A 24,927-nucleotide genomic window follows, 5' to 3' on the forward strand; every position below is an offset into this window, starting at 1 on the left:
TTTTTATTTAATCAACTAGAATGAGTTCTTCCTGACGCTTGTTAATGTATTCAAAGCCTTTAGGTCCCCAAAATCCATCTTCTTCAAGCATTATACGTATGTCTTTATTCCACTCAGGGATGTTTACCGTGGTGTTAAGTTCTATAGCATAAGCCGTATTCTCAAAGAGTTTATAATCTCCTGTACCCGGAACGCCTTCTTGAGAATCCCACATCCCAATTGTAGGACCGGCAGAATGCCCGTAAAGCCCTAATGGGTGCGTATAAATAGATGGACGCAAACCTTCTGACCTTGCTTCAGTTAGCGCCTCTTTTAAGATGGTGTTTCCGGTTTTTCCAGTTTCAAAATGAGAAGTAAATATATCTTGTACCTGATTACCTTTCGCGAAAGCATCAACTAAAAATTGTGGAGCTTGGGTTTCACCCTTTTTTAAAACATATGCGTGCTCTTGCACATCAGTATTCAGTCTTAAATATGTGATTCCGAAATCACAATGCAGCAAATCTCCCGGTAAAATTATCTGACCTTCATTATGATTTTTAAAAGCCGTGATATGACTTTCTAAAGGCTCGTCTGACCGCTGAATATCTATAGTAGGATGAAACCAGGTTTCAAGCCCCAGATCAGTCACCTTTTGCCTCATAAACCACACTACATCTTCTGTATTTGTTTTTCCCGGTGTTATTACTTTAGAACTGAAAGCCTCGTTTATGATGTCGTGAGTAACACCCACTAACTCTTCAAAAAGTTGCATCTCAACTGCGCTTCGCGTCTCTATCCAACCTACAGCAAGTGGTTCTGCGGAAACAACTCTAGATTTATAAGAAGCAGGTAAGACATTCATAAAAACATCATAATCAGTTTTAGAAATACCATCGGCAATGCCATAATCATCTGAATAATTCAGCGCTATCTTTTTAGGATTACGAACTTCAATAATCTTTAGCAAAGCCTGCCACTGATCAGGTTCTTCTTCTTTATTCCAAGCTGATGTGATATTGTCTCCAATATTGTAACGTGCCACGGCCAGTTTTTCTACTTTAAACTTATCAGAATCATAATTAAAAACCAGAATAGTACGTCTTCGTGCGTTTAACCATGTTGAAGGCAGCATGGTTTTAACAACAGGGTCTTCATTATATTCTCGGGTAATTAAAATCCACATATCTATACCAGTGCGATCCATAATATCCGGCAAGACGTGATCAAAGCGTTCCGCTAAAATCTTATCGATTAAAGACGCCCGATCGCGTTCGGGTAAAATCTGACTTTGTACAGAATGGATAGTTGTAATTAAGGCTAGAGAAAGTAGGAGAATATAACGCATGAATCAATTTTAAGTACACCCGAAATTACGCATTAACCCCTAATAAAAAAAGGTGCTCAGAGCACCTTTTAATTCAGAATTGATATGAAATCATTTAAGACTTTTATTTAGAGATCAACTTACACTTGATCAAGACCTTGAAAATAGATTCACAGTCAGGTTATTCATTGTCCCGTTTCTTTTTCCGTTTTCTAACTGCACTACTAGAAAAGTCCATTTCCATAAACTTAGTAAGTTCTTCTTCAGTAAGAATAGATCTCAAATCGGTTTTAAACTCTTCCTGCATACGCTCAAAATCTTTACGCAGAGTCTCTTGATCTTTAATCTTATCTTTCTGTAATGCCATCACTTCGTTATAGTAATCTTCAAGATAAGTACGCAGTACTTCAGTCTGAAACGGGTCTAGTTCAAATTCTGCTACATAATCTGGCAAACGCTCCTCTGCAATTTCTGCAGCTGTAGGCGGCTCCTCTGTGGGGCCTTGTGGAGTTTGACTTGCTCCCATTCTACTAGCTCCCATCCCCATACGACTGCGGCCATAACCACCATACCCACGCCCGTAACCATATTGAGCTGATAAAGATTGAATTGATAAAAGTGTAATTGCGATTATAGCTATGTAGCGCATAATTAAAATTTTAGCCAAAGATAATAAGTTTAAATCGAAAAGAAATGTTTATCTTCTTTGAGAATGTTTTAAGCACAAACTATGCCTAAATTTCTTCTTCAGCTGTAAGACTCTTCAAAATAGCACCTCGCTTCATTTTTCCGTTCGCTGTACGTATAAATTTAGGCGTACAATAAATACGTTTTGGAGTTTCATATTTACCCAAAACCTCAAAATTAAGTCTTGAAGCATCAAAACTATCGCACTCAATAACCAGGATTAAACGTTCACCCAATGCATCATCAGGCTCACTGCCTATTATAAAAGGGATATCTATCTGATGAGCTAATTTTTGCTCTATAGTTTCGGGATACAGTTTTATACCACCACTGTTTATCACATTATCTACACGACCAAGCCACAAAAATTTCTTGTAAGAAATCAAATCTACCAAGTCATTGGTAATTATAGGGTCTGTTGCTACCTTTGGAGCTTTTATCACCAGACAACCGCGCTCGTCTTTGCTTACAGTGACTTTGTTGAGTGTTTTAAAAGGTGTATCTGTATCTTTATTCTTTTTTGAATTGATACGTCTCACGGCGATATGGGTAACCGTTTCAGTCATCCCGTAAGTTTCATAAATCTTAGCCGAACTATCTTTTACCAGCTCCTTTAAGGTTTGAGAGAATGGACCACCCCCTATGATCAATTTGCCTAAAAGATGCAAGCGAGCAACACTGTTATCAAGCTGAAACGGGGTCATTGCCGAAAAATCATAACGCTTCAAAACCTGATCTAAAGGATTAGATTTAGGCGGGACCAAATCTAGCTTCCACCCTAATGTAACAGCTCTTACAAACATCATCTTACCAGCGATATAACGTGTAGGCAAGCAATGTAAAGCTGTAGAACCAGCTTCTAATTTGAATCTTCTCCCTGTTGCTTTTGCACTGTTTACCATGTGTCGTTTAAGCAACTTGATACTTTTTGGTGCGCCGGTAGAGCCCGAAGTATTCACCAAAACATAATCTTTATCGTTAAGCCAATCTAATATGAACTCACCCAATTCTTGCTCATAAAGCTCTCCTGTTTTCTGAATTTCAAGAGCAAACTCCTTTAAGCCAGAGACTTTTAGAGGCATTCCATTTAATTGAAATTCTGAGTGTACAGGATATTTAGACATCACTTTATGATTTAATCTGCAACCAAATTATCTTCAAGTTTTGTTGATTCTGGCTCTTTTACAGAACCGAATAATTTTTCTTTCCAGCCGGTCCATTTGTATTTATATGCTAAAATCCCTAAAAAGATAGGATAAATTATGAATACTGGCAACACATCCATTAAACCAGCCTTTGGATCTGAAATATCTGTAAAAATCGAATCTGTTTGAAATGCTGTCCAATCTGCGGTAACCAGTAATGCTGTAATTAAATTATTTGCGGCATGAAAGCCTAATGCTAATTCCATGCCATCATCCATCAAAGTCATTATACCTAACAGTAAACCGGTTCCAAAATAGAAGACCATTACGATATCTCCCATCGCACTTATCTCTGGATTGAAGTAATGCAGACCTCCAAAAATAAATGAAGTCATCACCAAAGGAAACCATCTGTTTTTTGCCAAAATCCCAAACCCTTGCATCAAATAACCCCTAAAAACCAATTCCTCAACACTAGTCTGGATAGGCACAAATAGAACTGCAATTACTACTAAAATTAAAAAGGGCACTAAATTAAAAGATACCAGCATATCTTCTGGAGCTAGAAAATAGCCTAAAAGTGTAGAACCTACAATATATAAGGTGATCATTATAAAGGCAAACCAAACTCGACCCCAATCAAATTTATTCCGAGAAGTAATGATGCCTTTTAATTTTTGTTTGTGAATATATTTCAGTACAAAAAATATTCCTCCTAGGGCAAAGACGAAGGTCAAGAGTACTAGAAATAAATTCAGGTTCTTATCAAGAAGCCCCATCATTGTACTTTGATCTAATCCACTGGTAGCACTAGTAAATGCTTCAGGATCGCCCTCGTTTTCAAACCATAATTTACCTAGCAAAGCAATAGTTAAAGGTATTTGACCAATTACTGAAGCTAGTATTATTACTACCGAACCTACTAAATACCTCCAGAATTCGTGTAATACTTTATAAGCTTGTTCTATAAACATAAATTAAAATTGAAAGCTCCAGTTTTGCTGTGCATTATACCACAACTCGCCGTGCTTAATTACCAGAGGGGAAGATACATTATTTGTGTACAATGCACCAGTACCGAGACCTTGCGGGATTTTTGTACTCTTTGAATGGGTATATTGTGCAATCGCATTGAGCCCAATGTTGCTTTCTAACGCAGAAGTAACCCACCAGCCTATCCCCTGCTCTTCAGCAATTTGTATCCAGGTATCACATCCGCGAAAACCTCCTACCAAACTGGGTTTTAAAATAATATACTGTGGCTTAACTGTTTGCAATAATTTTTTTTGTTTTGCATAACCAAAAACACCTATTAATTCTTCATCTAAAGCAATGGGTAACGGAGTTTGATTACAAAGTCTAGCCATTTCTTCTTCTTGGTGTTGTCTGATAGGCTGCTCTATTGAGTGAAGGTCTAAAGCAGCTAATCTTTTTAATTTCTGCAAAGCTTTATCAGGAGCAAAAGCGCCATTTGCATCAACGCGTAAGGTTATTTTTTCCTTAGGAAACTCTTTTCTAATGCCTTCTAACAACTTGATCTCGGCATCAAAATCTATTGCACCAATTTTCATTTTGATACAATCAAAACCGGTTTCTAACTTTTCATTGATCTGATCTTGCATAAACTGAGCTTCACCCATCCAAATCAAACCATTTATAGCAATCCCCTCATTTCCTTTTGTAAATTCTGAAGGAAAAAGCTCATATGTATTTTCTGCATTAAAAGACTTGAAAGCCATCTCGATCCCAAATTGGATACTAGGAAAACCCTCTAATTTATCATAGAGAACTTGCGCACCTAAATGGATATTTTCACAAACCCAACGAAGCGTTTCTTCGTAATCCGGCCGATCGTCAATACTAAGTCCGCGTAGAATTCCACATTCTCCAAAACCTATTTTACCTAATTCTTCAATTTTAATAAACCAGGTTTCTTTTTGTGTCAAAACGCCCCGCGAAGTTCCGCTGGGGCGTTTGAAGTCTAAAACATATTTTTTATAAGTTGCTTTCAAAAGCTATTATTTAAAGTTCTAATGAACCACCAATTTCCAGAAGGGTAAGTTCTTTTTCAACTGCAGAAAATGCTTTCTTAGCGCCTTCGTGATCGATCTCAATATAGCCAAACGTATCATAATGGCAACCTACAATCTTATTACATTCTATAAAATCACTGGCACGCACTGCATCTTTGATTCCCATTGTAAAATTATCTCCTATCGGTAAAATAGCCAGATCAAGATCAAAGTCTAATGGAATCAGTTTCATATCCATTGTCAATGCGGTGTCCCCAGCCATATAGATCGTTTTTCCATCCATACTGAATATAAAACCTCCGGGTTGCCCGCCATAGCTTCCGTCAGGAAAAGAACTGGTATGAATGGCGTTAACATATTTTACTTTCCCAAAATCAAACTCCCAGCTTCCGCCGTGGTTCATTGGGTGGGTTTCGATGCCTTTGTCAGCATAATGATTTGCGATCTCATAGTTACTTACAATTACAGCATCTGCTTGTTTGGCAATCGTTTCAGCATCTAGCGTATGGTCTTGATGCGCGTGTGTCAAGAATATATAATCTGGATTTAAAGATTTTATATCTATTTTATCTTTTGCAAGATCGTTCCCCGTAATAAATGGATCAGTAAGTATTGTTGCATTTTCAGTCTCAAAACCAAAACAATTCTGACCGTAATAAGTGATTTTCATAATTCTTTCTCTTTTTTTAATTGTCATTAAATTTCGACAAGGAAAGTCTTAAGAGAAAATCTTGCGCTATAAGTTTTCGTTAAAAAACTACTCAAAAAAGAAAGCCTACAGTAAAAAGCAGTGAAAAGAAAAAGGTAGATAATGCTACTTTTTTTAGCTCAGGATCCAACAACGCCGGACTTTCATTCTTAGCCACATAAACCAAGTGCTTGAATAAAGGGATAAAGACTAAAAAAGCAACAGCAGACCATTTATAAGTCTGCGTTATCTGAAAGAAAACCAAACTGGATGTAAATGCCCCTATAATTAAAAAATAATGATAGTATTTTACGTTTTTCGCCCCCAGCGCTACCGCTAAAGTATTCTTATTTGCTCGTGCATCACTTAAGCGATCTCGCATATTATTAAGGTTCAAAACCGCAATACTTAACAAACCTATAGTTATGGCAGGCAGCAAAACCACAGTTTTAAATTCTACAGCATAGAGATAATAGGTGCCCACAACAGAAACCAAACCAAAAAATATAAATACAAAAAAGTCGCCCAAACCTCTATACCCGTAAGCGCCTTTGCCTACGGTATATTTTATAGCTGCTAAAATTGCCAACAATCCCAGTACAAAGAACAAAACTGATTGTAAAAAATGTGTTGAGCCAAAAGCGGTATATATTAGAGCTATACTTATTAAAAGGGTCAGCATAGTTGTAAATGCCATTCCATTTTTTAATTGCTTAGCAGTAAGCAATCCACTCTGCATTGCTCGTGCAGGACCTATACGCTCGTGGTTATCTGTACCTTTAACTCCATCACCATAATCATTTGCAAAATTAGAAAGTATCTGAAAACCCAGAGTAGCTAACAGTGCGAGAATACAAATATCCCATCTAAAAACTCCAGCATTATAAGCCAAAGCACTTCCTACAATTATTCCGGAAATTGATAAAGGCAAGGTCCGTAAACGCGCAGCAGAAACCCACGCTTTAACTCGTGTCATAAGGTATTATTTAGCGTAAAAATAAGCTTATCTCTTCCGATAATAAAATTCTCTATTTGATTTTGCAGGCTGCCAAAAAAGAACGAAAGCGTTGTAGAGATACTGATTTTTACTAATTTCACGATCTGCAATTAGCTGTAAATCTATGAGAAATAACCATTTATACTTTTTAATTATTAGTTTTTTAGTCTTTGGATGTAAAAATGATTCTCAAACCGAAAATAAGATTATTTCAAAAACAACATCTGAAGCGCCATTTATATGGGATGCAGCAAACGTTTACTTCTTACTCACCGATAGATTTAATAATGGAGATCTCAACAATGATTTAAACTTTAAGCGCACAGAGAAAACCGGAACCCTGCGAGGTTTTGAAGGTGGTGATCTAAGCGGGATAACTCAAAAAATTAACGAGGGGTATTTTACAAAATTGGGTATTAATGCTATTTGGTTTACTCCCGTTGTAGAACAGATTCATGCATCTGTAGATGAAGGTACCGGTAATACTTATGCTTATCACGGATACTGGGCAAAAGACTGGACTGCATTAGACCCTAACTTTGGCACGTATAAAGATTTAGAAATCTTGGTGAAAACTGCGCATCAGCATGGCATTCGCCTAATTATGGATGTTGTTCTAAATCACACCGGCCCTGTAACCACACAAGACCCTTTCTGGGGCGAAAACTGGGCGCGACAAGCTCCTCAATGTTCTTATGAAGATTATGAATCTACAGTTCCCTGTACTTTAGTAGCTAACCTTCCAGATATTAAAACCGAAAGTAAAGAGACCGTTGAACTTCCAGATTTTTTAATCAAAAAGTGGAAGTCAGAAAATAGATATGAACAAGAGATCGAAGAACTTAATTTATTTTTCTCAGAAAATAAACTACCCAGAACACCGCAGAACTATATCATAAAATGGCTTACAGATTATATTAGAGACTTAGGTATAGACGCCTTTAGAGTTGATACTGTCAAACATGTAGATGAAACCAGCTGGTCTGTTTTGCGTGCTCAAGCTGATCTAGCATTCTTTAAATGGAAAAAAGAAAACAAGGAATTAGTTCTTGATGACAGTCCGTTTTATATGTTAGGTGAGGTTTATGGTTATGGTATTGCTGCAGGACGCACTTATAGTTTTGGAGATAGAGAAGTAGATTATTTCAGCAATGGTTTTGATAATCTGATCAATTTTCAATTTAAGTATGACGCACAAGGTGATTATGAAACCCTATTTTCTAAATATGATTCCATCATTCACAATACATTACAAGGAAAGAATGTACTCAACTATGTCACATCTCATGATGATGGAGAGCCTTTTGACAAAATGCGAAACAAACCTTTAGAAACCGGCACAAAATTGTTGCTAACGCCAGGACTATCTCAAGTTTATTATGGTGATGAAATCGCCAGAAATCTAAATATTCCTGACGCCAAAGGAGATGCTACTTTACGGGGCTTTATGCCTTGGAAGGATATGAATTCTACTGAAACGAAAACCATTCTCTCCCATTGGCAAAAGTTAGGAAGTTTTCGTAGAGATCACCCGGCAGTTGGTGCTGGAACACATAAAAATCTTCAGGAAAAACCTTATGTTTTTTCGAGGAAATTATCTAAAGGGAACATTGAAGATCTTGTAATCATTGGACTAGAACTTCCTTTAGGAGAAAAAGAAATCATCATAAACGGCCTTTTTCCAGAAGGCACTAAACTCAAAGACCGCTATTCTGATAAAGTAGGAACAGTGCGCAAAGATAAAATTGTATTAAATACGAACCAGACTATTTTATTACTTGAAAAATTATAAACTTATGTATAAATCAGTACTCTTAATGTTTATTCTTTTGGCAACTTACAGTTGTGCCGAATCAAAAAAAGATAATAATACGACAACAGAAACCACAAATATTGACAAAAAATGGTGGAAAGAAGCCATTGTTTACCAGATCTATCCAAGAAGTTTTCAAGATACTGATGGTGATGGTATTGGTGATTTAAAAGGAATCATTAATCGTTTGGATTATATAAAGAGCCTGGGAGTAACAGCTGTCTGGCTTAACCCTATTTACAGTTCACCAAATGATGATAACGGTTATGATGTGAGCGATTACCGGAATATTATGAGTGATTTTGGTACTATGGAAGACTTTGATAAAATGCTTTCAGAAATGCATGCCCGTGATATCAAACTTGTTATGGATATTGTTGTCAATCACAGTAGTGACGAGCACGAATGGTTTAAAGAAAGTCGAAGTTCTAGAGACAATCCCTATCGAGATTATTATCACTGGTGGCCGGCAGAAAAAGGAGAACCTCCGTATCGCTACAGCCTGTTTGATGCAGAAGGAAATGCTTGGAAATATGATGAGCAAACCGATTCATATTATTTGCATTATTTTTCGCAGAAACAACCCGATCTCAATTGGGAGAATCCTAAAGTGCGTCAAGAAGTAAATGATATTCTAAAATTTTGGGCAGAAAAAGGCGTTGATGGCTTTAGACTTGATGCTTTTCAATTTGCTGCAAAAGACACGACGTTCCCTAAATTCCCTGATGGATTTGAAAAGAATTTCATTCAATATTATGCGATGCAAGATGGTTTGCATAAGTATCTTAAAGAAATGAATAGCGAAGTTTTTAGTAACTACGATGTAATGACTGTTGCTGAAGGTGCAGGCAGAACTCTAGAGGAGGCGCACGAACTTGTAGATGCTGACCGAAATGAAATCAATATGGCTTATGCTTTTGACGCTGTAGATATCCCAAAAGCAGATGGGTATGATTTAGCTACTTTTAAAGAAACATTCTCAAAATGGGATAGTGCCTTTGCTAAAAAAGGATGGATTTCTATATTCTTATCAAACCACGATCAGGCGCGCATGGTAAGCAGATATGCAAACGACAGCCTCGCCTACCGTGCTCCTTCGGCAAAAATGTTGAATACTTTTATATTAAGTATGCGTGGAACACCCTATTGTTATTTTGGTGATGAATTGGGAATGACAAACAACCCCAAGCTCAAAAACATAGAAGATTATAAGGATATAGCTGCCATTAATGGCTTTAAGAAAGCAAAGACCAATAATGAAGATCTGGATGAATACATGCGTAATCTAAGATTTGGCTCTCGTGATCACGGCAGAACACCAATGCAATGGGATGCTTCTGAAAATGCTGGTTTTACCATAGGAACTCCCTGGTTACCGCTAAACCCAAATTACAAATCTGTAAATGTAAATGCAGAAGAGCAAAACGAAGAATCTGTACTGAATCACTTTAAGAAAATGACTGCGCTACGCACAAATAACGACGTGTTGGTTTATGGTGACTATAAGTTAATTCAAAAAGAACACAAGCAGATTTATGCATTTACCAGAACACTTGACAAAGATGAAGTGTTGATTTTGTTAAATTTTAGTAAGAATGAAGCTTCATTCGCTTTAGATAACCTGGCAGCGTATTCTGAAATTAAAATAAATAACTACCTTGAATTGGCGCACACGGAGTTAGAAATCACCCTAAAACCCTATCAGGCCGTTATTTTGGGAAAAGATTAAGCTAGCTTTAGTTATTATTTAATACCCCTAAAAATCACCCGCCAAGAAGCTTTTGTATCTTAATTTTTACTAATCAATACCAGCCTAGTGGATACCTCTTACTTCTTTAAAAATAACGACTTGATAATTGAGTCACTTATAGGGACCACTATAATCTTTGTTCTTATAGTGGTCTATACGCGTCTTTTTGGTCTTAAAAGCTTCAGTAAAATGACAGGGTTTGACTTTGTCATAACCGTTGCCATCGGTAGTATTTTAGGTATGACCATTAATTCAGGAAATCCTTCTATTCTATTAGGGGCAGCAATCCTTTTTATTTTATACGCACTCAATTATACAGTTACCTTATTGCGCTACAAATCTGAAAAAGCAGAAAATCTCATTGATAATGAACCTCTTATTCTGATGGAAAATGGTGAAGTGATTTGGGAGAACATGAAAGCCAGTAAAGTCACCGAAGCAGAACTTAAATCAAAACTACGAGAAGCAAACGTTATTAGACTGAAACAGGTCAAAGCCGTCATCCTTGAAACTACAGGAGAAATAAGTGTTTTGCATACCAATGATGAATCTATCGAGATTGAAGATTACATTATGGGTGACGTTATTAGAAAAAAATAAATCTCTTAATAAATGGAAATAGGTATTAAAAAATATCATCTGAGCGACTACTAAAATTGATACCGCTTGTTGTTCTAAATCACTAAACAATTCATTTAAATTAATCTTCAAACAAAAACAGGATCTCCAATAGGAAATCCCGTTATATTAGTCAAGATTAACTGCTGCGACAGACTAAATAATATAATTGGCAACACCCCCATCTACACGTAAAGCCGCACCATTTGTTGCAGCCGACAACGGACTAGCAACGTAAACTACCAAATTTGCTACTTCTTCGGTCTCCGCAAAACGCTGAATGAGCGACGTAGGTCTGCGCTCTTCAAAGAAATCCTCTATAACTGCATCAAGACTCGTGTCCTTTTTCTCTGCTTGCGCTTTTAAATCTTTTTCATTAGCTCTACTCATTGTAGGTCCTGGCAAGACACTGTTCACGGTCACATTGGTACCCTTGCTCAGTCTTGCAAGACCTCTTGAAATTGCAAGTTGGGCAGTTTTACTAAAACCATAATGCACCATTTCTGTGGGTATATTCAGTGCCGATTCGCTAGAAATAAATATGATTCTTCCTTCATTCTTTTGAAGCATCTTAGGAAAATAATGTCTCGCTAGACGCACGCCACTCATCACATTGACTTCGAACATTTCAAACCATTCATCATCTGTGATATCTGCAAAATCTACCTGATTGAAAATCCCTACATTGTTCACAAGAATATCAACATCGGATATTTCTTTCAATAAATGATCTATATGATCTTTCTGTGCAAAGTCTGCAACTATACCAGTGATCGAATCATTACCCGTTTCCTTTTTAAGCTCCTCAACAACTTTAGCGATATCATCTGCTTTTCTTCCATTGATAATAACCGCTGCTCCCTCTTGGGCTAAGCCTTTTGCGATAGCTTTTCCTATTCCTGCTGTAGAACCGGTAACTAGCGCTGATTTTCCTTTCAGTTGTAAATCCATTTCATTTTTTTTAGTTGTAATAATATATATCAAATTTACTAAACTGATTTTCAATAAAAATTTTAACGTCCTGCTAAAAAAACCCATAAATAATCTACAAACACTTTAAAAACAGCATTTTAAAATTATAATTTATGTGAAATTTTAGATTTTAAACTTAACATAGCTTAACAAATCGTGTTTTTTTTTAATAGTTCATAGGCAATTCTACCCTACAAATACGCCTAGTTTAGCAGTAACATTTAAAATCTAAAAAGATGAAACGATTAGTTGTATATACGAGTTCTGTATTATTAACGCTAGCTATTACAGCTTGTAATACCGATGCGAAAAAGCAGGATTTAGCGGAGACTAAAACTGAAGTAAAACTTGAAAAACCTCAACCACCAGAAGAAATTATTCCTGAAGGCTACGAACTGTATAAAAGTTCAAAATTATTAAATGACTGGAAAGTTAGCTTACTACACCCAGACCGAGCATCTGTTGATGCAACAGGAACTCAATTATCTATAAAATATTCAGGTGAAGACAACTCGTTTTACGGTGGCTTAACTGATGGATTTATTATGAGCATGACAATGATGAATAATGAAGATTCTGAAAAACATATAAATAATAATACTCCTGAGAAAATGGGTGATTATGATGTTTATAAATATCAGGCTCCTAACAGTATTGGTTCTGCACAAGTAGATCATTATTTAGTTAAAATAACGCCTGAAAATGATTCAGAAGCAGTCTATGCTGATTTTGCAACAGCGGTAAAAGGTAAATCAACAAGTGAATACGAGACGATGATAAAAGAGATTTTTAAATCTATGAAATGGTATAAAACCAGTGAATAATATTCAAATTGCATAATAAAAAGGCGCCGTAATTGGCGCCTTTTTTATTATACTCCTGTGCGGCTTATAATTCTGGTAGCATGCTATTTTTATATTCTGCTATAATTTCTTCAACAATTGCAGCTGCAGGTTTGATTTCTTTAATGATACCGGCAATCTGCCCTATTTCTAATTCACCTTCTTCCAAATCGCCTTCAAACATGCCTTTTTTTGCCCTCCTCTTTCCTAAAAGATTAACCAATTCGTCTTTAGAAGGATTCTTTCGATACAATTCTTTTACATCCTCATAAAATTTATTCTTGAGCAAACGCACGGGAGCCAATTCTTTCAACGTTAGTTCTGTAGCACCTTCTTGAGCTTCGAGAACTAAATTTTTATAAGCCATATGGCTACTGGCTTCGGGAGTTGCTACAAACCTGCTGCCTATCTGAACGCCATCTGCACCTAAAATCATTGCGGCTAGCATACCTTTTCCTGTTGCAATACCTCCTGCTGCGATTAGAGGGATTTCTAATTTTTCCTTAACCATTGGTATCAAAGTGAACGTAGTCGTCTCTTCTCGTCCATTATGTCCACCCGCTTCAAAACCTTCTGCAACCACTGCGTCTACACCAGCTTCTTGAGCTTTCAACGCAAACTTTACACTACTTACTACGTGAGCTACTTTAATACCGTGACCTTTCAAATGCGAGGTCCAGGTTTTAGGGTTTCCGGCACTGGTAAACACAATTTGCACATCTTCATCAATAATGATCTGCATGAGTTTATCAATATCAGAATACAGCAAAGGCACATTCACCCCAAAAGGTTTGTCTGTTGCTTTTTTACATTTCTGAATATGCTCTAGCAGAACATCAGGATACATAGAACCGGCACCTAAAAGACCTAAACCGCCAGCATTACTTACAGCACTTGCTAATTTCCAACCACTATTCCAGACCATTCCTGCCTGAATTAAGGGATATTTGATATCAAAAAGTGCTGTGATTCTATTCAAACTAAAAAATTATGAAATTACTCCTGAGCCCAGACATTCTGCGCCATCATACCAGGCAACAAACTGCCCTTCACTAATAGCCGATTGGGGTTCATCGAAAGAAACGTAAAGCCCCTCTTCTGTTTTGTGTAACAATGCTTTTTGTAAAGGTTGACGATAACGAATACGCGCTTCTACGTCGCGAACCTCTCCATTTTCTAAAGCCAGATCTTCACGAATATAATGCACCTCATCCTCCTGAACAAAAAGTGCATTTCGCAATAAACCAGGATGATTTTTACCCTGACCGGTATAAATCACATTCTCTTCCACGTCTGTATCAATAACAAAAAGTGGCTCTGGGGTACCACCAACAGCCAGACCTTTACGCTGTCCTTTTGTAAAGTAGTGTGCTCCCTGATGTTTGCCTACAACCTTTCCATCTTTGACACTATATTTTGGTTTTTTAGCAAGTGTAGCAACATCGCTTACAGCTATTGCAATACTATCATCAGTATCAGTCTGTAAAGCTTCTATTTTCTCTTGTGCTTTTTCAGCAGCTATTTCAACAATAACCCCTTCTTTAGGCTTCAGTTTTTGCTGAAGAAAGTCTGGTAATCGTACTTTTCCTATAAAACATAATCCTTGTGAATCTTTTTTTTCTGCAGTTACCAGGTCTTGGGCTTTAGCAATTTTACGAACCTCACTTTTTTGCAAATTCCCGATAGGAAATAAGGTTTTAGACAATTGCTCCTGAGAAAGCTGACATAAAAAATAAGACTGATCTTTATTAGCATCTGCTCCTGCTAGTAATTGGTAGACCGACTTGCCATTAACTTGGGTCTCCCCCTTTTGGCAATAATGACCGGTAGCTACATAGTCAGCCCCTAGCTCTAATGCGATTTTCATAAACACATCAAACTTGATCTCACGGTTACACAACACATCTGGATTAGGCGTACGTCCTTTCTCATATTCCCGAAACATATAATCTACAATACGCTCTTTATACTGCTCACTCAAATCTACAGTCTGAAACGGGATACCTAATTTTTCTGCAACAAGCATCGCATCGTTGCTATCATCAAGCCACGGGCATTCATCAGAAATGGTTACCGAATCATCGTGCCAGTTTTTCATAAACAGCCCAATCACGTTATAACCGGCTTCCTTAAGCAAATATGCAGAAACACTACTATCTACTCCGCCACTAAGACCTACCACTACGGTTTTCATATGCTATAATTTGAGTTTTAAGTCGGAAGACTTGTTGCAAAATTACGAAATTTAAAACCAGACTTCTCGCCAGTACATTTTTCAAAGTATAAGGACCAAAAACAAAAAAAAGCTTCAGCGTTTAGACTGAAGCTTTTTCAATTTTAGTCGGGACAAAAAAGTATTATTTATTCTTTTGTTGCTTTTCTGCTTGCTCCATCATTTCAGAAAATTTCTTAGAGAAACGATTTTGCTTTTTAGGTTTTGCCTTAGCAGTTGCAATTTTAGCATGAATTCTATCTTCATCCAAAATAAAGTTCTTTATCACAAGCATAATCCCTATAGTAATCAAGTTTGAAATGAAATAGTACAAGCTCAAACCACTCGCATAATTGTTGAAGAAAAACAACATCATTACAGGAGATAAGTACATCAGGAACTTCATATTTGGCATTCCCGGTTGTTGGGTTTGCTGCATATTTTGCCCGGTTGTCATCGTCATATAAATGAAGATTGCAATAGAAGCCAAAATAGGAAACAAACTAACGTGATCACCGTAAAACGGAATGTGGAATGGTAAATCAGCAATTTTATCATAACTCGATAAATCGTCTGCCCATAAAAAGCTTTTATGCCTTAGCGCAAATGCAGAAGGAAAAAAGGTAAATAAGGCGTAGAACACGGGTATCTGAAGCAAGCCGGGTAAACAACCACTCAGCGGACTCGCACCTGCCTTGCTGTAGACCTTCATGGTTTCCTGTTGCTTCTTCATTGGGTTATCTGCATACTTCTCGTTGATCTCATTGATTTCAGGTCTTAAAACCTTCATTTTAGCCTGAGACAAGTATTGCTTGTATTGTACTGGAGACAGTAACAATTTCATAGAGATCGTCAATAAAATAATAGCGATTCCGGCAGGGAAATACGTGATCAAGAAATTAAAAAACGGAATAATAACGTATTTGTTAATCACTCCAAATATACCCCAACCTAAAGGCATCGCTTCATCGATGTCTCGATCGTAGTTGTTTAAGATCTGATAATCTGTAGGACCATAATAGAAATCCATAGCATAATTAAGCTCGCCGTTCACAGGTTTTAAAGCCATTTTAGCTCCGTACTGCTTTGTGAATAACGTATCTACTTCCTCATCTTCCACCAGATTGTTAGACGTAAACGTCACTTTTTCAAAAGGCTGATCTGTCAATAATATAGAACTGAAGAAATGCTGTCTGAAGTTGAACCAATTCACATCGGTCTCGATCGCGTCGTCATCACCGTTTTGACTCAGCTTATCGTGATCGCCATCTTCATACTCGTAAGTTAAACGTGTATACCGGTTCTCATAACTGATGCTTTTTGCGTGGCGATACCCTTTAAGCTCCCAATCCAGATTTACAGGCTGAGAAGTGTTCATCACATTCTGAAGTCCGGTTGTTTTGATACCGAAGCCCATCATATAATCATCTGGCTTCAGCGTATAGCGATACTCTAAATATTCTGAATCTGAAACTTTTAATTTCATCGAAAGCACCTGATTCTCGCCTTCTTTAGATAAAGTAGGCTCAAAATACATGTTCTCACTGTTCAGCGTACGGTTATCAGAAGTACTAAAGTTTAAATTAAAACGCGTGTTTCCGTCTTTAATTAAATAAACAGGAACCGAATCATAGCTTTTAAAATTCTTCAAACGTGCTTCGGTAATAAAACCACCTTTGTTGCTCACTTTAAGCGCCAGAACTTCATTTTCAATTTCGGTTACGTCATCTGTAGCAGAAGGCAATGTTGCAGAATATGCAAAACTTCCCAGAGTAGATTTGTAACGTTCTAATGCCAAAGAGTCATCTTGAGGAACAGCAGTCTCTGCTTTTTCTGAAGGTTTTGCGGCAAGAGGCGAAGCCTTTGCAGCTTCAACCTGCTCTTGTTTAGCTTTCTCTGCGGCAAGCTCCTCTTCTGTAGGCTGATTTTGCCAAAGCATAAATAATAATATAGCTCCTATTAAAAGGAACCCTATCATTGACTGTTTGTCAAATTTCTTTTCTTCCATAATTATTGAGGCATCACTGCCTTATTACTGTATTTGTAACTGATTTTTGTGCTGTTTTTTCGCCTAGGCGAAAAAGTTATATGTGGGCTAGAGCAATAACAATCCCATAGATTAGTCATGTGCCACATTGGCGGAACTTTTTGATTGGCTGTATTTTACTGCAGCCTGGACGTAAGCCACAAATAACGGATGTGGATTCGCAACTGTACTTTTATATTCTGGGTGGTATTGCACACCTACAAACCAGGGATGACCTTCCATCTCCACGATTTCTACCAGTCCGGTTTTAGGGTTTGTACCTGTGATTTTAAGTCCGGCTTTTTCTAACTCTGCACGGTACTTGTCATTAAATTCATAACGGTGACGGTGACGCTCAGAAATAGTTTCAGAATCATAAACACCAGCCACTATACTACCGGGTTTGAGATCACAAGCCCAACTTCCTAAACGCATTGTGCCTCCCATATTCTTAAGATCTTTTTGATCTTCCATAAGGCTGATAACAGGAGCAGAAGTATCTGCCTGCATCTCGGTAGAATTTGCATCTTTAAGTCCGGCTACGTTGCGTGCAAATTCTATAACAGCCATTTGCATTCCTAAGCAAATCCCTAAAAACGGAATCTCATGCTCACGGGCGTATTGAACAGCTTTGATCTTTCCTTCAATACCTCGCTCTCCAAAACCGGGAGCAACCAGCAGACCGTCTAATTTTGAAATTTTATTGGTGATGATATCCTGAGAAATAAATTCAGAGTGTATAGGCTCTACACGAACTTTTACTTCATTCTCTGCACCTGCATGAATAAACGCTTCTAGAATAGATTTATAAGAGTCCTGAAGCTCTACATATTTTCCAATAAGGCCTATAGTAACTTCTGCCTTTGGATTTTTATGCCTGCGCAAAAACTCATTCCATCGTGTAAGTACGGGTTCAGTTTCTGCAGATAAATTTAATTTTGAAAGGGTAATGGTGTCCAAACCTTCTTCAAGCATCAGATTAGGGACATCGTAAATAGTAGAAGCATCTATAGATTGTATCACAGCTTCTTTACGAACGTTACAGAATAAAGCCAACTTCTCACGAAGATCATCGCTCAACTCGTGCTCTGTTCTACAAACCAGAATATCAGCTTTGATACCGCTTTCCATCAAGGTTTTTACAGAGTGCTGCGTAGGCTTTGTTTTTAACTCACCTGCAGCAGAAAGATAAGGTACCAAAGTTAAGTGTATAACCAGCGCATTCTCATCGCCTAACTCCCACTTCAATTGCCGTACCGATTCGATATAGGGTAAAGATTCAATATCACCTACGGTACCTCCTATTTCAGTAATAATAATATCATAATCACCGGTTTTACCCAGCTGTTTAATACGTTCTTTGATCTCGTTTGTAATATGTGGAACCACCTGTACGGTTTTTCCCAAAAACTCACCGCGACGTTCTTTTTCTATAACACTTTGGTAGATGCGACCGGTAGTCACGTTATTTGCCTGAGAGGTGTTTACATTTAAAAAACGCTCGTAATGCCCCAGATCCAAATCGGTTTCTGCTCCATCATCGGTAACATAACATTCTCCGTGCTCATAAGGGTTAAGTGTACCCGGGTCTACATTTATGTATGGGTCTAATTTTTGAATGGTTACACGGTATCCGCGTGCTTGTAACAATTTTGCCAGCGAAGCTGCGATTATACCTTTACCTAATGAAGAAGAAACCCCGCCCGTGACGAAGATGTACTTAGTATCTGCCATCTGTATCCTGATTATTTTTTAAGCTCTTTTTAACATGAAGAGCGCGTCTACGGGATGCAAAGGTAGGGATTTATTGGCGAACCTTTTAAGCTGAAAATGGTATTATTTTTAAGACTTTCTTTTGGGTTTAGGAGCCGGGTATTCACGCCTGATCTTAAAGATAAGTTCCTCTAAGCCATTGATTTTTATCTCGTGCATTTGCTCCATCATAAAACCCAGTTTTCCTTCAGGGAAGCCTTTTTGCTTAAACCAACCAAAATAATATTCGGGGATCTCAACCAGATAACGGTCTTTATACTTACCAAAAGGCATTTTATAATGCGCGAGCTCTACAAGACTTTCTGGATTCAAAATCAGACAATTTTTATTTTATACGAGGACAACAACCCTGCAATTCCTTCCTTACTAAAAACCGCACCGGCAATCTTATTTTTATCGGGATTTAAGGTGTAGTTTAATGCCGAAGAAAAATCAGTCTTTTGCAAATTTGTACTCTCAAAAGTCGCACCTGCAAGATCACATTCGCTTAAAAATACAGTACTCAGATTTGCCTCTGTAAAATCTGTTTTCTTAAACTGACATTGATGAAACTGAGACAAAGTCAAATCTAACTTATAAAAACTACTGAAATTAAGAATACAAGACTGGCAATTGATCTGAAACAGAAAATCTGAACATGCTTCAAAAGCAATACCCAGCATTTTACAGTCTATAAACTCACATTCTTGCAAAGCGGTCTGCGTCAATTTTACAGCGCTCAAGTCACAATTTTCAAAGGTGCAATTTGTAAAAGTCAACTTAGATAGATCTGCTTTTGCAAAAAGACAACTCTTAAAGATGCAATCTTCAAAATCTGCAATAATTGGGTTTATAACAAAGTCAACCCCTTCATAAACCTGATCAGTTAGCAACTCGTTCATAATTCTGTTTCTATTGAAGATTCTACAGAATTTTTATGGATCAATTTTCGGCTTAAATAATTAAAACGAATATATAACAACACCGCCGAAGCACTGAGCCCGGCTAACAAACCGTACCAAATTCCCTGACTCCCCATCTGATCTGCCTGACCAAAATACCAAGCTACTGGAAAGCCTACTAACCAATAAGCAATAAAGCAAATTCCCGTCGGGATATTAACATCTTGCAAGCCACGGAGTGCACCTAAAATAACCACTTGCAAACCATCACTAAGCTGAAAAAGGGCGGCAACAATGAGCAATTGAGCTGCCAACGCAATGACCTCAATATTATCTAAGTAGAACGTAGGTAGAATATCTTTGAGCAAAATAAAGCCTATTGCAAATACCGCCTCGATCAGAAAAACCTGTAAAAAGAGTGAAAATGCAATGCGGCGCATATTTTTATAATCAGATTTGCCTTTTTGATTTCCCACGCGAATGGTCGCAGTAACACCCAGCCCTACAGCTATCATAAAAGTCATTGCAGCGAGATTTAATGCAATTTGATTGGCTGCCTGAGCATTAGTCCCTAAAATTCCTGAAAGAAAAATACATGAAGTAAATAACGAAACTTCAAAAAGCATTTGCATAGCGGTAGGAAATCCCAGATCAAAAAGCTTCTTAAAAACAGGAAGTTGAAAAGCTTTGCGACGCGTCCAGATAAAATAAGGCTTGAATTTATTTTTTCGGCTTAGAATATAATAGAGCATCCACAGCATAAAAAACCGTGAAATGAGCGTTCCGTAAGCGGCACCTACTAATTCCAGTCTTGGAAAAATCCAAAAACCATAAATAAGAATAAAGTTGAAAAACACATTCACTACATTAGAAACCAATGTTGCATACATCGCATAGCGCGTGTTTGACAAACCGTCAGCAAACTGTTTGAATGCCTGAAAAACCATCAATGGAATCAACGAAAATGCAACAATATCCATATACGGAATTGCAAGTTCTACAACCTCAACCGGCTGATCGAGGTAATATAAGATAGGCTTAGCAAGAAGTAACAGAACAAAAAGTAAAATTCCGTTTAAAGCACACATCACGATACCGTGGTGAAAATAATTCCTTCCGGTTTGCACATCTCCTTTACCATCTGCTTCTGCGACTAATGGCGTAATTGCAAATGAAAAACCAATCCCTAGAGAAAGTGCAATAAAAATAAGACTGTTACCCAGTGAGACAGCTGCAAGTTGTGCAGGACCCAATCGCCCAACCATCAGGTTATCTGCAAGCGCAACCAGAATATGCCCCAGTTGGCCCAGCATTACCGGATAGGCGATCTTCAAATTTTGACGGAATTCTTTAGTATAATCAGCTAACAAAACAGCATTTTTTTAGGACTGCAAAAGTAATACTAAAGATTAAGACTCTTCTGATTTTAAAGGAAGCATTGCTCGTTAAGAATTTTGAATTTACAATGGCATTAACAGCGAATTTTTAGAGCGATGCCTAACTTTACCTTTCTTATGAAGTACATCGAAAATCTGGAACATAAAGACATCCCTCTAAGCATAGAAAAAGAAGCCAGAATTGCACTTTCGCACTACCCCCAGTTGGCTGATACTAATATCTCTTTAAAGTTCAAAAATGATATTAAGAAATCTACTATGCAGGCTCAGCCTGTTTTTAAATCACTTTTAAGACCTAGAAAAAAGCGTGATTATGTGATCTTTATAAGCAAAAAGGTAAAGATTGAAGATGAAGCATTTAAAATTACCGATATTCCTTCTGACGTACTAATTGGATGGATTGGTCATGAACTGGGTCACATTATGGATTACCGGGATCGCAGCAGCTTAGGCTTGATCTGGTTTGGATTAAAATACCTGTATTTCCCAAAATTTATTCGAGAAGCAGAACGTGCTGCAGATACCTTTGCTGTAGCCCACGGAATGGGAGAATATATTTTAAAGACTAAAGATTTTATTCTGAATCATGCACACATATCAGAAATCTATAAAGCCAGAATAAAAAGGCTTTACCTATCTCCAGAAGAGATTATGATACTTATTAATGAAAATAAAATACCCGAAGAAGAGCTAGAAAATTAAGCCTGCTCTTTTACAAATGCCTCCCACTCGGCAAACTTCTCTTCGTTCATTACTTTTTCCATTTTTACTTGTCCGCCTTTTTTCTTATTGGCGCCACTCCATTCGTAAAAAACATCAGGATTTACGGTGTTTACAAAAACACCTTTAAGCGCTTTACTACGAGCTACCGCATAATTTTTATTGGCATCTTGTAAGCTTTTATCTAAGGCGTCAGCCAGCTCTTCATTAGAAACTGAAGTTTCGGTCCCTAAATACCAATAGTGATAAAACTCATCGTCTTCCGGATTACGCTTTGCAGCAATAGTAAACTCAGGTATTTTGATATCAAACTTTTCTTCCAACTCCTGTACAGCGGCTTCCATTTTATTTACCGAGAGTTGAGAACCCACGGTGTTCAGGAAAAACTTAGTTCTACCCGTAATTTTTATTTCTGCTCTAGCTTTATCTGTAAAGGCAATCGTATCACCTATTAAATACCTCCACGATCCTGAAACCGTTGAAATGATCAAAATATAGTCTTGATCTTCTTCTACGTCAGCCAAACTAACCACCGGCGCATCTTGTACGATTGAGCCATCCTCATTAATATAGTCAGGATTCATCGGTACAAATTCAAAATAGATTCCGTTATCGGTAACCAGTTTCATAGACTGGGTTTCAGGTCTAGCCTGAAATGCAATGAAACCTTCTGAAGCCAGATAGGTATCAATTACAGTAATTGGTTTTCCTAGTAAAGCATTAAAGCTTTTTTCATAAGGCTGAAACGCCACCCCTCCTGAAGTATACACCTGAAGATTAGGCCAAATCTCATGAATATTCTTAAGATCATGGTGCTCAATGACTTTCTCTAGCATCAGCTCGATCCAGCTCGGAATTCCGCTTAAAGCACCAATATCCCATTCTTCAGCTTTCTCAGCAATATGTTGCACGCGTTCATCCCAATCTTCGATCTTCGCGATATCTTCACCCGGCTTGTAATACCCTCTAAACCAAAACGGAATATTACTAGCGCTTATCCCACTTATTTCACCTTCCTCGTGACCATTTCGCTTTGCGAGATCTGTAGAACTCCCCAGCATCATAATTTCTTTTTCAAAGAAATCAGACTCCAGATCAAAATGAGCCAATGCCCCTACTTGTTTAATACCGGCTGTACGAATGGCATCAACCATCTCGTCTGTTACAGGAATACGTTTACTGCTCTTGCCCGTGGTACCGCTACTTAACGCAAAATAATCTGGCGTTCCGGGCCACGTTACATCTACCTCGCCATCGTGTAATTTAGACCACCACTCTTCATTAAGACTGTTGTAATCGAAAAACGGAACTTCCTCTGCAAATGTTTTTGCTACATTCTCAGACTTTAAAATAGCATCAAAACCATAAAACTGACCAAACTGCGTATTCTTAGCTTTTTCAAGCAATTTTTTAAGTACTTCTTCTTGCTCTTCTAAAGGATTAGATTCAGGGATTACTTTATCTGATATATCTATAATACCTTTTATGAGTGCGCCTAAAATTGCCATAGTTTGGTTGTTAGTTCTGATTTCTATCAAAAATAAAAGACCTCGTGATAAAGAGGTCTTTACTTAGTAGAAGTTTAACAGCAAAACTTATTTCTTAAGCGGTTGTCGGTTTGGTATTGCGGGTTTCACTCCATAAGTATCAAATAAGTAAACCAGGCTAGTCATTGTTGCAGCGCCTAATTCTAATTCTCTTTTATTTACCGCATCAAAAGTATCATTACTCGCATGATGATGATCAAAATAACGCTGAGAATCAGGTCGTAATCCTGCAAGAACTGTACCTTCTTCTTTTAATGGACCAACATCTGCACCGCTACCTCCTAATTCAAAAAAGTGGATCAAATAGGGTTTGAATAATGGAATCCAGCTTTGTACCTGAGCAAAGTTTGCCGCGTCTGCATCAAAAGAAAAACCTCTAGGTGTAAAACCACCGGCATCACTTTCTAAAGCAAAAACGTGCTTCTCCCCTTCTTCTTTAGCTACCTTAGCATATTCAGTACCGCCGCGCAGACCGTTCTCTTCATTCATAAAAAGCACCACACGAATACTGTGTTTTGGCTTATAGTTAGCTGCTTTCATCAACCTTAAAACCTCCATACTTTGTACAACACCTGCTCCATCGTCATGGCTTCCGTCTCCCAAATCCCATGAATCTAAATGACCACCTACAACCATAAATTCATTAGGTTTCTCACTGCCCGTGATCTCGCCAATCACATTAAAAGAAGGCACATCTTCTTCATAGTTTTTACAGTTCATTTTTAAATAAAACTGAGTCTTCTCATCTTTTTTAAGCATTTTACTTAAAAGCGCTGCACCATTAGTACTGATAGCAGCTGCCGGGATTCGCTGCTCGTTTGGCAAATCACCATAAGACATCGCACCCGTGTGTGGCAGGTCATCCATTCTTAAATTCATAGATCGCACGATCACGCCTACCGCTCCATATTTTGCTGCTTCTTTAGCTCCAGAATAACGCTGATCCACGCAACCACCATAGGCATTAAACGTCTGAATAAGGTCTGCCTGCATGGGGCGGTTGTAAAAAACAATTTTACCTTTAATTCGATCTTCACCGTATTTAGCCAGATCATCCAGTCCTTGTACTTCGATTACTTCTGCAGTAATGCCAGAAGGTTTAGTTGCAATAGAACCTCCCAATGCGCAAACCGGCACATCTACTTTGGTGTCTACTCCTTCAATAAAAGCTTTTTCAGGAGCACCACGCTCCCATTTGGGAACCATTACAGGCTGCAACCATACTTTATCAAGGCCTATGCCCTCTAATTCTTCTTTAGCCCATTGTACAGCTTTTTCTGCTCCGGTGCTACCGCTTAGGCGTGGTCCAATTTCATTAGACAAAGCATCAAGCCACTCATAACTCTGACCGTCTAAAAGTGATAAATCATAAAAATTACGCAGTTGTACCGAGTCTTTTACAGTCTGTGCAGAAAGGAAGTTCAGACTTAATAAGGCTACGAGGAGTAGATAAATTCTTTTCAAAATTTGTTGTGTTTTTTAGATGAACTTTAAAATTAAGATTCTCTTACGGTATATGG

The 24,927-nt window shown here is 37.7% G+C and carries 22 protein-coding genes; 5 read left to right on the forward strand and 17 right to left on the reverse strand.

Features of this window, described 5'->3' with window-relative positions; all coding sequences use genetic code 11:
• Positions 1–7 precede the first annotated feature (7 nt).
• The 7 genes from DSM02_RS05370 to DSM02_RS05400 form a co-directional block, all read right to left on the reverse strand.
• Positions 8–1,327: a M24 family metallopeptidase gene (locus DSM02_RS05370; RefSeq protein WP_128764674.1), complete on the reverse strand. Its 1,320-nt coding sequence runs from the start codon at positions 1,325–1,327 to the stop codon at positions 8–10.
• 160 nt (positions 1,328–1,487) lie between these two features.
• The gene (locus DSM02_RS05375; protein WP_128764675.1) at positions 1,488–1,955 is read right to left on the reverse strand and encodes a hypothetical protein; all 468 of its coding nucleotides are present in this window, start codon (positions 1,953–1,955) and stop codon (positions 1,488–1,490) included.
• A gap of 85 nt (positions 1,956–2,040) precedes the next feature.
• Positions 2,041–3,117, reverse strand: coding sequence for an AMP-binding protein (locus DSM02_RS05380; protein WP_128764676.1), 1,077 nt, complete (start codon positions 3,115–3,117; stop codon positions 2,041–2,043).
• 11 nt (positions 3,118–3,128) lie between these two features.
• Positions 3,129–4,112, reverse strand: coding sequence for a CPBP family intramembrane glutamic endopeptidase (locus DSM02_RS05385; protein WP_128764677.1), 984 nt, complete (start codon positions 4,110–4,112; stop codon positions 3,129–3,131).
• A 3-nt stretch (positions 4,113–4,115) separates the two neighbouring features.
• Entirely contained in the window at positions 4,116–5,150 is a 1,035-nt protein-coding gene (gene menC / locus DSM02_RS05390) for an o-succinylbenzoate synthase (protein WP_128764678.1), read from the reverse strand.
• Positions 5,151–5,160: 10 nt separating this feature from the next.
• Positions 5,161–5,841 carry a metal-dependent hydrolase gene (locus DSM02_RS05395; RefSeq protein WP_128764679.1) on the reverse strand — a complete coding sequence of 227 codons (681 nt, stop codon included), beginning with the start codon at positions 5,839–5,841 and terminating at the stop codon, positions 5,161–5,163.
• A gap of 91 nt (positions 5,842–5,932) precedes the next feature.
• A complete protein-coding gene (locus DSM02_RS05400; RefSeq protein WP_128764680.1) occupies positions 5,933–6,835 on the reverse strand; it encodes a 1,4-dihydroxy-2-naphthoate polyprenyltransferase in 903 nt (300 codons plus the stop codon).
• Positions 6,836–6,980: 145 nt separating this feature from the next.
• Here DSM02_RS05400 and DSM02_RS05405 point away from each other — a divergent pair, with 145 nt between their 5' ends.
• The 3 genes from DSM02_RS05405 to DSM02_RS05415 all read left to right on the forward strand — a co-directional run bounded on the left by DSM02_RS05405 (position 6,981) and on the right by DSM02_RS05415 (position 11,019).
• Positions 6,981–8,648, forward strand: coding sequence for an alpha-amylase family glycosyl hydrolase (locus DSM02_RS05405; protein ID WP_128764681.1), 1,668 nt, complete (start codon positions 6,981–6,983; stop codon positions 8,646–8,648).
• Positions 8,649–8,652: 4 nt separating this feature from the next.
• Positions 8,653–10,398, forward strand: a complete 1,746-nt coding sequence (locus DSM02_RS05410) for a glycoside hydrolase family 13 protein (RefSeq protein ID WP_128764682.1) — start codon at positions 8,653–8,655, stop codon at positions 10,396–10,398.
• A gap of 87 nt (positions 10,399–10,485) precedes the next feature.
• Complete coding sequence (locus DSM02_RS05415; RefSeq protein WP_128762439.1) at positions 10,486–11,019, forward strand: DUF421 domain-containing protein; 534 nt, start codon at positions 10,486–10,488, stop codon at positions 11,017–11,019.
• A 174-nt stretch (positions 11,020–11,193) separates the two neighbouring features.
• Here the strand turns inward: DSM02_RS05415 and DSM02_RS05420 are convergent, their stop codons facing one another.
• Complete coding sequence (locus DSM02_RS05420; RefSeq protein ID WP_128764683.1) at positions 11,194–11,988, reverse strand: SDR family NAD(P)-dependent oxidoreductase; 795 nt, start codon at positions 11,986–11,988, stop codon at positions 11,194–11,196.
• Positions 11,989–12,245: 257 nt separating this feature from the next.
• Between DSM02_RS05420 and DSM02_RS05425 the strand changes: the two genes are divergently transcribed.
• On the forward strand, positions 12,246–12,833 hold the full coding sequence (locus DSM02_RS05425; RefSeq protein ID WP_128764684.1) for a hypothetical protein: 588 nt from the start codon (positions 12,246–12,248) through the stop codon (positions 12,831–12,833).
• Positions 12,834–12,897: 64 nt separating this feature from the next.
• Here the strand turns inward: DSM02_RS05425 and DSM02_RS05430 are convergent, their stop codons facing one another.
• The 7 genes from DSM02_RS05430 to DSM02_RS05460 all read right to left on the reverse strand — a co-directional run bounded on the left by DSM02_RS05430 (position 12,898) and on the right by DSM02_RS05460 (position 21,056).
• Positions 12,898–13,830 carry an NAD(P)H-dependent flavin oxidoreductase gene (locus DSM02_RS05430; RefSeq protein ID WP_128764685.1) on the reverse strand — a complete coding sequence of 311 codons (933 nt, stop codon included), beginning with the start codon at positions 13,828–13,830 and terminating at the stop codon, positions 12,898–12,900.
• A gap of 9 nt (positions 13,831–13,839) precedes the next feature.
• Positions 13,840–15,045 (reverse strand): tRNA 2-thiouridine(34) synthase MnmA, encoded by a 1,206-nt coding sequence (mnmA, locus tag DSM02_RS05435; protein WP_128764686.1) that lies wholly within the window; start codon positions 15,043–15,045, stop codon positions 13,840–13,842.
• A 163-nt stretch (positions 15,046–15,208) separates the two neighbouring features.
• On the reverse strand, positions 15,209–17,071 hold the full coding sequence (yidC, locus tag DSM02_RS05440; protein ID WP_128764687.1) for a membrane protein insertase YidC: 1,863 nt from the start codon (positions 17,069–17,071) through the stop codon (positions 15,209–15,211).
• A 111-nt stretch (positions 17,072–17,182) separates the two neighbouring features.
• A complete protein-coding gene (locus DSM02_RS05445; protein WP_128762445.1) occupies positions 17,183–18,823 on the reverse strand; it encodes a CTP synthase in 1,641 nt (546 codons plus the stop codon).
• A gap of 108 nt (positions 18,824–18,931) precedes the next feature.
• On the reverse strand, positions 18,932–19,174 hold the full coding sequence (locus tag DSM02_RS05450; protein WP_128762446.1) for a DUF3820 family protein: 243 nt from the start codon (positions 19,172–19,174) through the stop codon (positions 18,932–18,934).
• 2 nt (positions 19,175–19,176) lie between these two features.
• Positions 19,177–19,743, reverse strand: a complete 567-nt coding sequence (locus DSM02_RS05455) for a pentapeptide repeat-containing protein (RefSeq protein WP_128764688.1) — start codon at positions 19,741–19,743, stop codon at positions 19,177–19,179.
• Positions 19,740–21,056: an MATE family efflux transporter gene (locus DSM02_RS05460; RefSeq protein WP_128762559.1), complete on the reverse strand. Its 1,317-nt coding sequence runs from the start codon at positions 21,054–21,056 to the stop codon at positions 19,740–19,742. The genes DSM02_RS05455 and DSM02_RS05460 overlap by 4 nt, the downstream gene beginning before the upstream one ends.
• 201 nt (positions 21,057–21,257) lie before the next feature.
• Here DSM02_RS05460 and DSM02_RS05465 point away from each other — a divergent pair, with 201 nt between their 5' ends.
• Positions 21,258–21,842 carry a hypothetical protein gene (locus tag DSM02_RS05465; protein ID WP_128764689.1) on the forward strand — a complete coding sequence of 195 codons (585 nt, stop codon included), beginning with the start codon at positions 21,258–21,260 and terminating at the stop codon, positions 21,840–21,842.
• On the opposite strand, the gene DSM02_RS05470 is transcribed toward DSM02_RS05465, so the two are convergent.
• Positions 21,839–23,368, reverse strand: coding sequence for a GH3 family domain-containing protein (locus DSM02_RS05470; protein ID WP_128764690.1), 1,530 nt, complete (start codon positions 23,366–23,368; stop codon positions 21,839–21,841). The genes DSM02_RS05465 and DSM02_RS05470 overlap by 4 nt on opposite strands.
• An 87-nt stretch (positions 23,369–23,455) precedes the next feature.
• On the reverse strand, positions 23,456–24,871 hold the full coding sequence (locus DSM02_RS05475) for a M20/M25/M40 family metallo-hydrolase (RefSeq protein WP_128764691.1): 1,416 nt from the start codon (positions 24,869–24,871) through the stop codon (positions 23,456–23,458).
• Positions 24,872–24,927 lie beyond the last annotated feature (56 nt).

Origin of the sequence: Leeuwenhoekiella polynyae (assembly GCF_004104075.1) — a bacterium.
GTDB classification, from domain to species: Bacteria; Bacteroidota; Bacteroidia; order Flavobacteriales; family Flavobacteriaceae; genus Leeuwenhoekiella; species Leeuwenhoekiella polynyae.